The following is a 14,318-nucleotide window of genomic DNA, read 5'->3' on the forward strand; positions in this document are numbered from 1 at the left end:
CTGGCAACGCCACGGCCGCTTCCCGTCCAGCGCGGCAGGAGTAGGCCATCGTGACCAGTATGCAAAGCACGCAGCCCACCCTGGCTGCGGATGATCCGTTGCTCGATGGCCTGCTGATCCTGTGCAAGGTTCATGGGTGCCCGGCCAGCCGTGCCAGCCTGTGCGCCGGCCTGCCGCTGGCCGACCAGCGCCTGAGCCTCGAACTATTGCCCCGCGCAGCCGCCCGCGCCGGCCTGCAGGCACGCGTACTGCGCCGCGAACTGAGCGCCATCAATACACTGAACCTGCCGGTACTGTTGCTGCTCGGCGATGGACGCAGCGCCGTGCTGCAACGCTGGAGCGAAGATGGACGGGCGCTGATCCTGCCGTGCGAGGCCGACGGTGGCGAGCAATGGGTCGAGCGCCAGGCGCTGGAGCAGGCCTACAGCGGGCAAGCCCTGTTCGCCCGCCCGCGACATACCCTCGAAGACCTGCGTACGCCATTGCTGCCAAGGGTCGAAGCCTGGTTTCGCGACACCCTCAAGCATTCGCGCTGGCTATACAGCGATGCCCTGCTGGCCAGCCTTCTGATCAACCTGCTCGGGCTGATGGTGCCGCTGTTCGTGATGCAGACCTACGACCGCGTGGTGCCCAACCAGGCCCTCTCGACCCTGTGGGTGCTAGTCATCGGCCTGTTCATCGGTACCGCCTTCGAATTGGTGCTGCGCATGGTCCGCGCGCACCTGCTGGACCAGGCCGGCAAGAAGACCGACCTGATCCTGTCGGCCACGCTGTTCGAACGCATCACCGGCATGGCCATGAAAGCGCGTCCGGCCAGCATCGGCGGCTTCGCCCAGAGCATCCACGACTTCCAGGGCCTGCGCGAATTCCTCACCGCCGTGACCCTGACCAGCATCATCGACCTGCCCTTCGTGGTGCTGATGTTGCTGGTCATCGGCCTGCTCGGCGGCTGGCTGGTGGTTATCCCGCTGGTCGCCTTCCCCCTGGCGGTGGGCGTGGCGTTGTTCATCCAGATACGCCTGCGCGACACGGTGCAGAAAAGCCTGAGCCTCGGCGCCGTGCGCCAGGCCTTGCTGATCGAAACCCTTGGCGGCCTGGAAACCCTCAAGGCCTGTGGCGCCGAAAGCGAACGCCAATACCAGTGGGAACACACCAACGGCGCCATCGCCCGTCTCGACGCCCATGCCCGCAACCTGTCGGCCCTGGCCAGCAACGGCACGCTGTTCATCCAGCAGTTCTGCGGCATGGCCACCATCGTCGCGGGGGTCTATTCGATCATCGCCGGCAGCCTCAGCGTGGGCGCGCTGGTCGCCTGCTACATGCTCGGCAGCCGGGTGCTGGCGCCGCTGGGCCAGATCGCCGGGCTGATCACCCGTTACCAACAAGCACAACTGACCATGCGCAGCACCGACGCACTGATGAGCTTGCCACAGGAGCGCCAACCCGGTCAGCAGGCGCTGGAGCATACGGTGCTGCAAGGCGGCCTGGGCATCAGCCACGTGACGTTCCGCTATCCCGGTCAGGTCGCCGCGGCACTGAACGATATCAACCTGTCGATCAAGCCCGGCGAGCGCATCGGCATCATCGGTCGCAGCGGTTCGGGCAAGAGCACGCTCGGGCGATTGTTGATGGGGTTTCACCACCCTGACGAAGGCCAGGTACTGCTGGACAACCTCGACCTGCGCCAGCTGGATATCGCCGACCTGCGCAATCAGCTTGGCTATGTCGCCCACGACATGCCCCTGCTGGCAGGCAGCCTGCGCGACAACCTGACCCTGGGCGCACGCCACGTCAGCGATGCGCGCATGCTCGAAGTCGCCGAGCTGACCGGTGTCAGCGAACTGGCCCGCCAACACCCGCAGGGCTTCGACCGCCCGCTGGGCGAGCGCGGCCAATTGCTCTCCGGCGGCCAGCGCCAGGCCGTCCTGCTGGCCCGTGCACTGTTGCTGGAGCCGCCGATCCTGATCCTCGACGAACCCACCAGCCACATGGACAACAGCAGCGAAGACCAACTGCGCCAACGCCTGCTGGCCTGGGTGCCCGGCAAGACCCTGCTGCTGGTCACCCACCGCAGCTCGATGCTCAGCCTGGTGGATCGGCTGGTGGTACTGGACAACGGCAAGGTGGTGGCCGACGGGCCGAAGGACGCGGTGATCGACGCCCTGCGCAAAGGCCGTATCGGCGCAGCCCTGTAAACGACGTGAAGGACGGCGCTGCCACAGGCACCGTGGTTTTCATCGGAGGTAGACATGCCCCTCAGCCATAGTGTGCGCAGCCAGCTCTCCGGCGCCGACAAGCATGCCGAGCGCGACTACATGCCGGAGCTGGCAGGTGCCACCCTGCAGGACTCGCCGCGCCTGTCGCGCATCACGGTGTGGCTGGCAGCAGCGCTGTTGCTGGTGGCCCTGGTCTGGGCCAAGTTCGCCGTGCTCGACGAGGTCACGGTCGGCGAAGGCAAGGCCATCCCCTCGAGCAAGGTGCAGGTGATCCAGAACCTCGAAGGCGGCATCGTCACCGAGATCTTCGTGCGCGAAGGGCAGATGGTCGACAAGGGCGCCACCCTGCTGCGCCTGGACGACACCCGTTTCAAGTCGAACAAGGGCGAGAGCGAAGCCGACCGTTATGCCCTGACCGCACAGGTCGAGCGCCTGTCGGCCGAAGCCGAAGGGCGACCCTTCGCGCTATCGGAAGAAGTCCGCGCCAAGGCACCGCAGGTGGCCGAAGACGAAATCGCCCTCTATCAATCACGCCAGCGCCGGCTCGCCAGCGAGAAGCAGACACTCAACGAACAACTGCGGCAGAAGACCCAGGAACTCGCCGAATTCCGCTCCAAGGTCGAGCAGTACCGTTCGGCCGTTGGCCTGCTGCAGCAGGAGCTGGACATGTCGTCACCCTTGGTGAGCAAGGGCGCCATTTCGCCGGTGGAGATCCTGCGCCTCAAGCAACGCAGCGTCGAAGCCCGCGGCCAACTGAACGCGACCAACCTGGCCATCCCCCGCGCCGAAGCGGCCATCGCCGAGATTCGCAGCAAGATCCAGGAGTCCGATGCAAGTTTTCGCTCGGACGCCGCCAAGGAGCTCAACGACAAGCGCACGGAACTGTCGAAGATCACCGCCACCAGCATCGCCATCGACGACCGGGTCAACCGCACCACCGTGGTGTCGCCGGTACGGGGCATCGTCAAGCTGCTCAAGGTCAACACCATCGGCGGCGTGGTCCAGCCCGGCAGCGACCTGGTGGAGATCGTACCGATCGAGGACAACCTGCTGATCGAAGCCAAGGTGCGCCCGCAGGACGTGGCGTTTCTGCATCCGGGGCAGGTGGCGATGGTCAAGTTCAGTGCCTACGACTACACCATCTATGGCGGGCTCAAGGCCACGCTCGAGCTGATCAGTGCCGACACCGTCACCGACGACAAGGGCAATGCGTTCTACCTGATCCAGGTGCGCACCGAGAAAAACCATTTGGGCGGGGACAACAAGCCGCTGCTGATCATCCCGGGGATGACCGCGACGGTGGACATCATCACCGGGCAGAAGAGCGTGCTGGATTACCTGCTCAAGCCGGTGATGAAGGCCAGGACCGAGGCGATGCGTGAGCGGTGAGGGCCGTGGGATGGGTGGTGGCCTTGTGGGAGCGGGCTTGCCCGCGAAAAGGCCACCACCACTCTGTCATCCTTCCCCATGATTCCGAGCAAAGGTCTCAGCCCCCATGGCGCTGATCTGCCCTTCGATCAATGCCTCGAACGGCCTGAGCAATTCATCGAAATTCGCGGGCTGCTCCAACACATTCAGCGCCTGCACCACCGCTTCGATGGTCGACACCGCACCTGCCTCCGGCGCCTTGCGCAGTCGGTAGCGCGAGGGCTGGACCTGGCCGAGCGTCACCCGCGGCAACCCCTCCAGCAGCGGGTTGAGGTACAGCAACTTGCGTGCCTTGCGCCAGGTCCCGTCTGGGACGATCAGCAGCAACGGCAACGCATCGCCTTCGCCATAGGCCGACACCACCTCGGCCTGCTCGCCCGGGAACAGCAGCACCGGACGATAGCCGGGAGTGGCCAGCAATGCGGGCAGATCCTCGAAGACCTCAGCAATCAACAGTTCGGCATTGCGCAGCCCCAAAGCCGCCAGGCGGGCGGTGTTCAGGGCGTGGCTGGTTTCACTGGGGTGCTGCAGCAGGACCACGCGGGTGCGGCTGTCTATTGATGGGATCAGTGGGCAGAGGCAATGGGCGAGCGGGCGCTGGCAGCGCTCGCAGCGAGGTCTGGGCATGGGGGTCTCCGTTGGCGGAGGGATTTTGCCATATGCCGGGGCTATATGCCGGAAATCGGGGCCCGCCTTGCGGGCCATTCGCGGGACAAGTCAGGACGCCGAACCGCCGCCCCCACAGGACAGCACCACGCGCCTCGAATGCGGCGCTGTCCTGTGGGAGCGGGCTCGTCCCGCGATGGGCCGAGCAGCGGCCCCAGGATCTGTGCAGCTACACAGGATGCAGGGGCTGCTACAGCAGATCGCAGTGCCTGGCAGGAGCAGGTTTGTCGGCGTCGCCATTCCCCTCTAACGATTGAACCGCTCCGCCAGGCTATGCAGGTACTCCGCCATCCGCTCCAGGTCCTGGCTGATCTCGGCGCCCTGCTTCGCCTGCCCGGCGCTTTCGTCGCACAGGTGGGCGATGCGCACGATCTGCTGGTTGATATCCTCCGCCACGTGGCTCTGCTGCTCGGACGCGGTCGCCATCTGCTGGCTCATCCCGGTGATGCGGCTCACCGCCTGGACGATGCCAGCCAGTGCCGACTGCACCGCCTCGACGCTGTGCACGCTGTCACGGGAAATCTGCTCGCCGCGGCTGGCGCTGCTCACCGCGCGCTCGGCACCGGCACGCAGCGAGGCGATGATCTGGTGGATTTCCTCGGTGGAGGTGCGAGTGCGCTGGGCCAGCGAGCGCACCTCGTCGGCCACCACCGCAAACCCCCTGCCCTGCTCCCCGGCGCGCGCCGCTTCGATTGCGGCATTGAGCGCCAGCAGGTTGGTCTGCTCGGCGATCGAGGTGATCACATCCACCACACTGCCGATCGATTGGGTCTGCTCGGCCAGGGCATTGACCGCCTGGCCGATGTCGTTCACCGCCTCGCTCATGCTGCCCATGGCCCGCAGGCTCTGCTGGGCCAGGTCACTGCCCTGCTGCGCCAGCTGGTCGGCATCGCCGGCCGCATGGGCAGTGCTCTGCACGTTATGGGTGACCTGCTGGATGGTTGCCGCCATCTGCGCGATGGCGGTGGCCGACTGGTCGGTTTCGCTGCGCTGTCGGTCGAGCATCTGCGCCTGGGCATCAGACAGTTCCGCTGACTGTGCGGCCCGTGACTTGACGCCAACGCCGGCGTCCACCAGCCGCGTGAGCGCGCTCTGCAGGCGTGCCTCTTCGCTGATAATCGCCAGGTCGAGTTGGCCGCGCAAGCCGGGGTTGTCACTGTAGGTCAGGGCGACCAGCGGGCTGGTGAAAGCCTTGGGATGCTCGGCCAAGGTCCGGCGGATGGCCTGGTTCTGCCGGTGTTCGATCAGGTACCAGGCACTGAACAGGCTGACCATCAGCAGGCCCAGCGCCGCATAGGGCGGTAGCCACAGGTAGCCTGCCGCCGCAATCAGCCCGGCACCCACCAGTGGCCAGCCAGTCCCCAGGCCATGCGCCAGCCGCGCGGCCCAGGGCACTGGCGAGCGTTCGGCCCGCAGGCGTGCGTACAACGCTTCGGCACGACGAATCTGTTCGCGAGTCGGCACCGAACGCACCGATTCGTAGCCACTGATGCGGCCGTTCTCGTAGACCGCCGTGACATAGGCGCTGACCCAGTAGAAGTCGCCGTTCTTGGCGCGGTTCTTCACCACCCCCATCCACGGCTTGCCCTGCTTGATGGTTTCCCACATATGGCCGAACACCGACGGCGGCATGTCGGGATGGCGCACCAGGTTGTGCGGCTGCCCCACCAACTCGTCGTAGGTGAATCCGCTGATTGCCACGAACGCATCGTTGCAGTAGGTGATCCGGCTGTTCAGGTCGGTGGTGGAAATCAACCGCTGCTCGCTGGAGAACGTTCTTTCATGCTCGGTTACGGGCAGGTTCGTGCGCATCTCGGGCGGTCCTTGCTTGTGTAGACGAGGGGGAAATTTCATCAAAGCAAGTAAAGGTTTAGCAGAGCTTTTTCACGTGCGAGATCAGCATTTGTAAGAAAAGTTCCCGACCTGACGGAATGTGTTTCCGGCAACGCCGATCAGCCCACATTCAATTGCGACTTGAGCAGGTCGCGGAAGGTCTGGATCAACGGTTCGCGGCTGCGCCCACGCCGGATGATCAAAGAAAATGGCGCCTGATAGCCGAAGGTAGACGGCGATAAGACACGCAGATCACCTTTGTCGGCCCAGGCCTGGGCATAGTGCTCGGGCAGGTAACCGATGTAGGCACCGGACAGGATCAGGATCAGCTGCGCCTCCATGCTTTCCACGGTCGCGGCGCTGTGCTTGAAGCCGTGACGGGCCAGCTCCGCCTGGCTCCAGTAACCCCGGCCGACCATACGCTGCTGGGTGATGACCTGCGCCGGAATGCGCCGCTCGTTGAACAGCGGGTGGCGGCTGCTGCAGTACAGCCAGTGCTGCTCGCGGTACAACGGCTGGTACACCAGGCCGCTCATGCGCGAAGAGAAGGCGCCGATGGCCAGGTCCAGGCGGTTGTCCTGCACACCCAGCTGCAGCTCGTAAGGGCTGGAAACCGACAGGTGCAAGTGCACGGCCGGGTGCTCCTGGCTGTAGGCGCCGATCGCCTCGGCCAGGGGCAGCGCGCGATCGCCGACGGTGGAGTCGATCACCCCCAGGTTGAGGGTGCCGCGCAGCTCACCCTTGAGCGCCGCAGCGTATTGCTCGAAACCATCGAGCTCGCCCAGCAGGCGCAAGGTCTCCTGGTGGAACAGCTCACCCTTGCTGGTCAGGCTGAAACCACCACGGCCGCGGTGGCACAGCACCAGGCCCAGGGCACTTTCCAGCTGGCTCATGTAGGTGCTGATGGCCGACGTGGAAAGGTTGAGGTCACGCTGGGCGTTGGCGAAACCTTGGTGACGCACCACGCTGACGAAGATGCGCAGCAGTTTCAGGTCGGGCAGCGATGAGGCCATGGCGCACAGGTTCCGCAGAGTGGAAATCCGTCAGAGTCTACCGCGCCTTCGTCGCGATAGTTCAGAAATTCCTGAAGTAAGTATTTGTCGGTAGCGATTCTTCCGGCGCACTACCTTGCGCAGACTTGGCCGAAATGTCCCTGGTCGCCGGCGCCTTCGCGCTTGCCGAGCGTGCCGCGACACAGGTTCGAACAAACAGAACAATCGACCGACTGATGAGGCCCACCGTGGACAAGATTCTCCACCAACCACTGGGCGGCAACGAAATGCCGCGTTTCGGCGGCATCGCCACCATGCTCCGCCTCCCCCACCTGCAAAGCGCCGAAGGCCTGGACGCCGCCTTCATCGGCGTGCCGCTGGACATCGGCACCTCGCTGCGCTCCGGTACCCGCTTCGGCCCGCGGCAGATCCGCGCCGAATCGGTGATGATCCGCCCGTACAACATGGCCACCGGCGCCGCCCCGTTCGACTCGCTGTCGGTCGCCGACATCGGTGACGTGGCGATCAACACCTTCAACCTGCTCGACGCCGTACGCATCATCGAAGAAGCCTACGACGAGATCGTCGAACACAACGTCATCCCCATGACCCTGGGTGGCGACCACACCATCACCCTGCCGATCCTGCGCGCCCTGCATAAAAAGCACGGCAAGATCGGCCTGGTGCACATCGACGCCCACGCCGACGTCAACGATCATATGTTCGGCGAGAAGATCGCCCACGGCACCACCTTCCGCCGCGCCGTCGAGGAAGGCCTGCTGGACTGCGACCGCGTGGTGCAGATCGGCCTGCGCGCCCAGGGCTATACCGCCGACGACTTCAACTGGAGCCGCCGCCAGGGCTTCCGCGTGGTGCAGGCCGAAGAGTGCTGGCACAAATCGCTGGAGCCGCTGATGGCCGAAGTGCGCGAGAAGGTCGGCGGTGGCCCGGTGTACCTGTCGTTCGACATCGACGGCATCGACCCGGCCTGGGCGCCAGGCACCGGCACCCCGGAAATCGGCGGCCTGACCACCATCCAGGCGATGGAAATCATCCGCGGTTGCCACGGCCTGGACCTGATCGGCTGCGACCTGGTCGAGGTCTCGCCACCGTACGACACCACCGGCAACACCTCGCTGCTGGGCGCCAACCTGTTGTTCGAAATGCTCTGCGTGCTTCCCGGCGTAGTGCGTCGCTGATCACCTGAAACACCTGCAATACCCAGGCAGGAGCCGTGGGACAGGGCCATAGAGGCCCGCCAACACTCGATGAGGAGCGCCGGACGCGGTGAGAGCGTCCGAGCGATCGATCTCGCATAATAAAGATAATCGGAGACACCCATGGCCTTGGACATCATTGTTGTACTGATCTACGCCGCTGGCATGCTCGGGCTTGGCTGGTACGGCATGCGGCGTGCGAAGACCCACGAAGACTACCTGGTCGCCGGACGCAATCTCGGCCCGACCCTCTACATGGGCACCATGGCCACCACCGTGCTCGGCGGTGCATCCACCGTCGGCACCGTGCGCCTGGGCTATGTCCACGGTATTTCCGGTTTCTGGCTGTGCGCGGCCCTGGGCCTGGGCATCATCGCCCTGAACCTGTTCCTCGCCAAACCGCTGCTGCGCCTGCGCATCTTCACCGTGACCCAGGTCCTGGAGCGCCGCTACAACCCGATGGCGCGCCAGGCCAGTGCAGTGATCATGCTGGCCTACGCGCTGATGATCGGCGTGGTCTCCACGCTGGCCATGGGCACCGTGCTGCAAGTGCTGCTCGATGTGCCGTTCTGGATGGCCTTGCTGTTCGGCGGTGGCGTGGTGGTGGTCTACTCGACCATCGGCGGCATGTGGTCGCTGACCCTCACCGACATCGTGCAGTTCGTCATCAAAACCGTGGGCCTGATGTTCATCCTCCTGCCGGTGTGCCTGTACAAGGCCGGTGGCTGGGATGCACTGGTGGCCAAGCTGCCGGCGGCGAGCTTCCAGCTCACCACCATCGGCTGGGACACCATCATCACCTACTTCCTGATCTACTTCTTCGGCATCCTGATCGGCCAGGACATCTGGCAGCGTGTGTTCACCGCACGTGACGAGAAAGTCTGCCAGCGCGCTGGCACCGCCGCAGGCGTGTACTGCGTGATCTACGGCCTGGCCTGCGCGCTGATCGGCATGGCCGCCCACGTGCTGATGCCAGACCTGGCCAACCCGAACAACGCCTTCGCCGAAATGATCAAGACCACCCTGCCCGACGGCATCCGTGGCCTGCTGATGGCGGCGGCACTGGCGGCGATGATGTCGACCGCAAGCGCCGGCCTGCTGGCGGCGTCCACCACCCTGACCGAAGACCTGCTGCCCAAGCTGCGTGGTGGCAAGCGCTCGAGCCTGGGCGTGAACCGCCTGTTCACCCTGCTCACTGGCGTGGCCGTGCTGGTGATCGCCCTGGCGGTGAACGATGTGATCAGTGCCCTCACCCTGGCCTACAACCTGCTGGTCGGTGGCATGCTGATCCCGCTGATCGGGGCGATCTTCTGGAAACGCGCCACCACTCCAGGCGCAATCGCCAGCATGTCGCTGGGCTTTGCCACCGCGCTGTTCTTCATGTTCAAGGACGGCCTGGATGCCAACTCGCCGATCTACTACAGCCTGGCGGTGGGCCTGGTGAGCTTTGTCGTGGTCAGCCTGATGTCGCGTAAACCGGCAGCGGCGGTGAACCTGGCCTGATTCCAGGGCAGAAAATCCCCGGACCAGCCCGCCCCTACCCTGTGGAAGCAGCTGTCTTGTTCAAAATCTAAAGGTCAGCCCAATCCCTGTGGGAGCGGGCTGGTCCCGCGATCACCGGCGAAGCCGGTGCCATGCACTGCGAAAGCCCCACCACAGATCCCCCTGCAAAAACGCAAAAGGCCGCCGCATCCCCCAAGGATGCAGCGGCCTTTTTCCTGCGCTAATCAGCGCCGACGCGGCTGGCGCTTGCGCTGTTCTTCGTCGGTGGGGATCGGTACCGGTTGCAATGGCGGCGGTACCAGGCCAAGGGCGACGGCAAGGTCGTGGAGCCAGTTGTACATGCGCTTGTTCATAGTGCCCCCTTCACGGGTCAGCCTTGCGGCAAATCAGTCCTGCGATGCTTCATACAGATCATAGTCCCATGTTCTGTATATCGCCTGCGTCTAACCTTACAGATATGGGCGATTTTGCCGCAGATCAAGCGGAAACGCCGTACTCCGACAGCCGGTTTACTGTTTCACCTTGTTGCAGGTCGATCCACGCCTGCAAATTTGCCCCGCACATGCCCTGGCGCCACATCAACCAGGTCTCGGCATGATCGAACGGCGCCTGCAGCGGATGCGCGCTGACCCGCTCGCGGCCCGGCAGGCTGTCGAGCATCGACTGCGACATCATCGCCACCCCCGCCCCCGCGATCACGCACGCCAGCATGCCCTGGTACGACTCGATCTCCATCACCCGCCCCATTGGCGTGTGATCGTGCGCATACCAGGCTTCCAGACGCATGCGGTAGGCACACCCCTGGCGGAACGTGAACACCGAACGCCCGGCCACATCACGCGCGCTGTGCACCGGCGGATGCTCGGGGCTGGTGATCAGCACCAGCCGTTCCTCGCACAAGGGCACGCCATCGAGCCCGGCCAGCCCCGGCGGGCCATCCACCAGCGCGGCGTCCAGGCGGCGCTCGAGCAGGCCCTGCAACAACTCGCCACTGGGCGCGGCCTGCACCTGCAGGTTCACTGCCGGATAGGCCTGATGGTAGCGCGCAAGCAACGCCGGAAGCTGGATGGCCGCAGTGCTGTACATGGTCCCGATGATGAAGTCCCCAGCTGGCTGACCGCCCTGCACCGCTGCCATGGCTTCATCGCGCAGTACCGAAAGCCTGTGCGCATAGTCCAGCAACACTTTGCCGGCCGGCGAGAGCTGCAAGCGCTGACGCTCGCGCAGGAACAACTCCACGCCCAGCTGCTCCTCGAGCTGACGCAGGCGCGTCGACAGGTTCGACGGCACCCGGTGCAGGCGCTCGGCGGCGCGGGTCACTGAACCCTCCTCGGCGACGGCCTGGAAGATCCGCAATTGGCTGAAGTCCACGACATTCTCCAAAACAGAACAACTTGATCATCATTATTCAATTTTATTGAAAGTCAAGAACTCCTACCCTGCCATCCATCGCTTACCACTGCGCAGGAGTCTTCCCATGTCGCCCTTACTGCAACTCATGGCCAGTGCCGTCGCGCTGATGATGGCCATGGGCATCGGCCGCTTCGCCCTGACCCCGCAGATGCCCCGCCTGATTGCCGAGGGCCAGTTCGACCTGACCGCAGGCGGCCTGGTGGCCGCTGCCAACTATCTCGGCTATTTTCTGGGCGCCGTGGACGGCATGTTCGCCCGCCACCCGCACCAGGTGCGCCTGCGCCTGCATGCCGGGCTGTGGCTGTGCGTGCTGCTGACCCTGGCCTCCTGGGCTGCCAACGGATTCTGGAGCCACCTGCTGCTGCGCTTCGGCATCGGTGTGGCAAGCGCCTGGGCATTGGTTATGCTGACCAGCCTCAGCCAGCACGTGGCCAGCAGCCATGATCGCGCGCGACTCGGCGCACTGGTGTTCGCAGGCCCCGGCGTGGGGATCGCCATCACCGGTTTCCTCGCACTCGGTGCGCACCTGCTCAGCCTCGACTCGGCGGCGCTGTGGTTGATGTACTCGGTGGCAGCGCTGGTGATGCTGCTGGCTGTGCTGCCGTGGCTGCCGCGCGCCCATCTGCTGACGCCCGCCCCCAGCACCGCAGCAGCGCAGGCTCATCCACGCCAGCGCGGCATCGTCCGTCTGGCGATGGTCTATGCGTTGTACGGCATCGGCTACATCCTGCCCGCCACCTTCCTCTCGCAGATGGCCAGCCAGCAATTCCAAGGGCAGTGGCTTGCCGACCTGTTCTGGCCCGGCTTCGGCCTTGCCGCAGCGCTTGGCGTAGTGATCGTCAGCCTGCGCGGCCCGGGTCGCACCAGCGTCTGGCTGACCGCCACACTCTGGCTGCAAGCCTTGGGCGTGCTGGCCTGCCTGCTGGGCGGCGGTATCGGACTGGGGCTCGGGGTACTGCTGTGCGGTGCGCCGTTCCTGGCCTGCATGCAATTGGTGATGCAGCGTTCGCGAGAGCTCGCGCCCCACGCCACCCAGCGCAACGCCGGCCTGCTGACCGCCTGCTTCGCCCTCGGCCAACTCAGCGGCCCCTTGCTGGCCGCGCTGAGCAACCACTTCAGCGGCGGGCTGCAACCCGCACTGTTGCTGGCGGCTGCAGGGCTGGGGGTCGCCGGGTTGCTGGTGGCGACAAGCAGATCGGATCAACGCGCCGCAGAGCAACTGGCGACCACAGTGTAGGAGCAGCTGTCTTGCTCAACATCTAGAAACCAGCCCAGGCCCTGTGGGAGCGGCTTGCCTGCGAACACGGGCGTAGCCCGTGCCAGGCAGCGCGATATCTTCTTCGCGGGCAAGCCCGCTCCTACAGGTCGAGGCGGTTTCATAGCCGGGCTGTGCCTCAATGCACCGAGTTACGCCCAACCTCCAGGTCGTTCAGCAACGCCTTGGCCATCGCGCTCAGGTAGTGCAGTGCGGTGATGCTCACCGGGTTCACCTGTTCCTGCTCGCTCAACTCCCGGACACAGCCAAGGATCACCGACACTTCTTCCAGCACCCGCTCGAAAGGAATGCCAGGCTGTACGCGGTACATGTCCAGGAAAGTCGCCACACCAGCGGTGGTGTAGCCATCGGATAGATCAGTCATGGCCACGTTTCCTCACTGTGGTGTGGGGAACGTGCGTAAGGCGGGGTGGATCGGGGACGAGCTTTTTCATGGCATGACTCCCATCGTGAAAAACAGGAACTGCCACTCGCTCGTTCTCACAGGATTGGGTGGCAGTCGTACGCGGGGTGAGAACCCGGCCACGATAGGGGAACCGGTCAGGACGAACCTGCCCGCGCACGGCTGCCATAGCAGAGCGGACGCTATCGTGATTAGGGTTCTCACACCCTGTCGTTTGGACGACCCGGCGAAGTTATCCCTGACGCATTTCCACGACAATTAAGACGCTTCCGCAAGCCGCGTAGGATAGATCCTAACGACTCAAAACCTGACACCGGCGCCCGAGAATTAGGAAAAATCAGACACGCTACAGCCCGCCTTACCCCACCACCCGGCGCAACTGCCGCCGCACCCAAGGCTCGGCACTTACCAGCACCACACCACCGAGCACCATCACCGCCCCCACCACGAAGTTCACGCTCAGCGGCTCATCCAGCAACAGCACCCCGAACGTCACCCCGAACAACGGCGTGATGAACGAAAACACCGCCAGGTTCGACGCCAGGTACTGGCGCAGCAACCAGAACCAGGTCAGGTAACTGAAGAACGACACCACCAACCCCTGGAACAGCACGCTGCCCAGTGCCAACGGCGTGAACGACACCGCACCGATCTGCCCGCTGAACAACGCCATCAGCAGCAAGCCGACGAAGCCCACCATCAGCTGGTAGAACAGCGTCAAGGTCGCCGGCGCCTCCGACAGCCGCGAAGCCCGCACCACCACCGTGGTCGCACCCCACATCAGCCCGGCCAGCACCGCCATGGCATCGCCGAGCAGCACCCGCCCATCGAGTTGATCCAGCGACAGCCCGCCCGCAAAGGCCAGGGCAATCCCGGCAAACGCCAGCGCAATCCCCAGCCACTGCAACAAACGCAGACGCTCGCTGGGCAACATGAAGTGCAGCCCCAGCGCGGTGAACACTGGGGCCGTGTAGAGAAACACCGACATATGCGCCGCCGAGGTCAGCTTCAGCCCCTCGGCGATGAACAGAAACTCCAGCCCGAACAACGCCCCGGCCAGCAAACCCGCGCGCCAGGTGCTGCCCAACTGCGCCCAGCCGCCCCGCCAGCACATCAGCAGCCCTACCAGCACCGCAGCGATACCGGAGCGAAACGCCGCCTGCATCACCGGCGCGATATCCACGGCCGCCCATTTGATCATCACCTGCTGGGAGCCCCAGATCAGGCACAACCCCAGCATCACCTGCAGGGCAAAGGCGTCGGTGTTCTTGCGGGCCGCGCTCATGGGCGGGCCTCGTAGCGGGTCAGGGGCATGGGCAACGCTCGGCAGTCAGAAAATGGATCCATTGCCGATTATCGGTGCGCCCGCCC

12 protein-coding genes are annotated in these 14,318 nt (G+C 64.8%); 5 read left to right on the top strand and 7 right to left on the bottom strand.

Annotated features, from left to right (window positions below):
* The first annotated feature begins 59 nt into the window (after positions 1-59).
* Together APH44_RS14360 and APH44_RS14365 are read left to right on the top strand one after the other, a co-directional pair.
* Entirely contained in the window at positions 60-2,195 is a 2,136-nt protein-coding gene (locus APH44_RS14360; RefSeq protein ID WP_156343755.1) for a type I secretion system permease/ATPase, read from the top strand.
* Positions 2,196-2,249: 54 nt separating this feature from the next.
* Positions 2,250-3,605 carry an HlyD family type I secretion periplasmic adaptor subunit gene (locus tag APH44_RS14365; protein ID WP_054893271.1) on the top strand — a complete coding sequence of 452 codons (1,356 nt, stop codon included), beginning with the start codon at positions 2,250-2,252 and terminating at the stop codon, positions 3,603-3,605.
* A 66-nt stretch (positions 3,606-3,671) separates the two neighbouring features.
* On the opposite strand, the gene APH44_RS14370 is transcribed toward APH44_RS14365, so the two are convergent.
* The 3 genes from APH44_RS14370 to APH44_RS14380 all read right to left on the bottom strand — a co-directional run bounded on the left by APH44_RS14370 (position 3,672) and on the right by APH44_RS14380 (position 7,156).
* Positions 3,672-4,271, bottom strand: coding sequence for a tRNA-uridine aminocarboxypropyltransferase (locus APH44_RS14370; protein WP_054893272.1), 600 nt, complete (start codon positions 4,269-4,271; stop codon positions 3,672-3,674).
* Positions 4,272-4,556: 285 nt separating this feature from the next.
* Entirely contained in the window at positions 4,557-6,122 is a 1,566-nt protein-coding gene (locus tag APH44_RS14375) for a PAS domain-containing methyl-accepting chemotaxis protein (protein WP_054893273.1), read from the bottom strand.
* A gap of 140 nt (positions 6,123-6,262) precedes the next feature.
* A complete protein-coding gene (locus APH44_RS14380; protein WP_054893274.1) occupies positions 6,263-7,156 on the bottom strand; it encodes a LysR family transcriptional regulator in 894 nt (297 codons plus the stop codon).
* Between the two features lie 227 nt (positions 7,157-7,383).
* Between APH44_RS14380 and speB the strand changes: the two genes are divergently transcribed.
* Both speB and APH44_RS14390 read left to right on the top strand, forming a co-directional pair.
* Positions 7,384-8,334 (top strand): agmatinase, encoded by a 951-nt coding sequence (speB, locus tag APH44_RS14385; RefSeq protein ID WP_054893275.1) that lies wholly within the window; start codon positions 7,384-7,386, stop codon positions 8,332-8,334.
* Between the two features lie 141 nt (positions 8,335-8,475).
* Positions 8,476-9,855: a sodium:solute symporter gene (locus tag APH44_RS14390; protein WP_054893276.1), complete on the top strand. Its 1,380-nt coding sequence runs from the start codon at positions 8,476-8,478 to the stop codon at positions 9,853-9,855.
* 224 nt (positions 9,856-10,079) lie between these two features.
* Here APH44_RS14390 and APH44_RS30380 read toward each other — a convergent pair whose 3' ends face one another.
* A complete protein-coding gene (locus tag APH44_RS30380; RefSeq protein WP_256093825.1) occupies positions 10,080-10,208 on the bottom strand; it encodes a PA1414 family protein in 129 nt (42 codons plus the stop codon).
* Positions 10,209-10,332: 124 nt separating this feature from the next.
* Positions 10,333-11,226: a LysR family transcriptional regulator gene (locus APH44_RS14395; protein ID WP_054893277.1), complete on the bottom strand. Its 894-nt coding sequence runs from the start codon at positions 11,224-11,226 to the stop codon at positions 10,333-10,335.
* Between the two features lie 106 nt (positions 11,227-11,332).
* Here APH44_RS14395 and APH44_RS14400 point away from each other — a divergent pair, with 106 nt between their 5' ends.
* Positions 11,333-12,505 carry a YbfB/YjiJ family MFS transporter gene (locus APH44_RS14400; RefSeq protein ID WP_054893278.1) on the top strand — a complete coding sequence of 391 codons (1,173 nt, stop codon included), beginning with the start codon at positions 11,333-11,335 and terminating at the stop codon, positions 12,503-12,505.
* A 157-nt stretch (positions 12,506-12,662) separates the two neighbouring features.
* On the opposite strand, the gene APH44_RS14405 is transcribed toward APH44_RS14400, so the two are convergent.
* Positions 12,663-12,908, bottom strand: a complete 246-nt coding sequence (locus APH44_RS14405; protein ID WP_054893279.1) for a DUF3077 domain-containing protein — start codon at positions 12,906-12,908, stop codon at positions 12,663-12,665.
* A 397-nt stretch (positions 12,909-13,305) separates the two neighbouring features.
* Positions 13,306-14,232, bottom strand: coding sequence for a DMT family transporter (locus APH44_RS14415; RefSeq protein WP_054893281.1), 927 nt, complete (start codon positions 14,230-14,232; stop codon positions 13,306-13,308).
* Positions 14,233-14,318: the final 86 nt, after the last annotated feature.

This window comes from Pseudomonas sp. NBRC 111143 (assembly GCF_001320965.1).
GTDB lineage: Bacteria > Pseudomonadota > Gammaproteobacteria > Pseudomonadales > Pseudomonadaceae > Aquipseudomonas > Aquipseudomonas machongensis.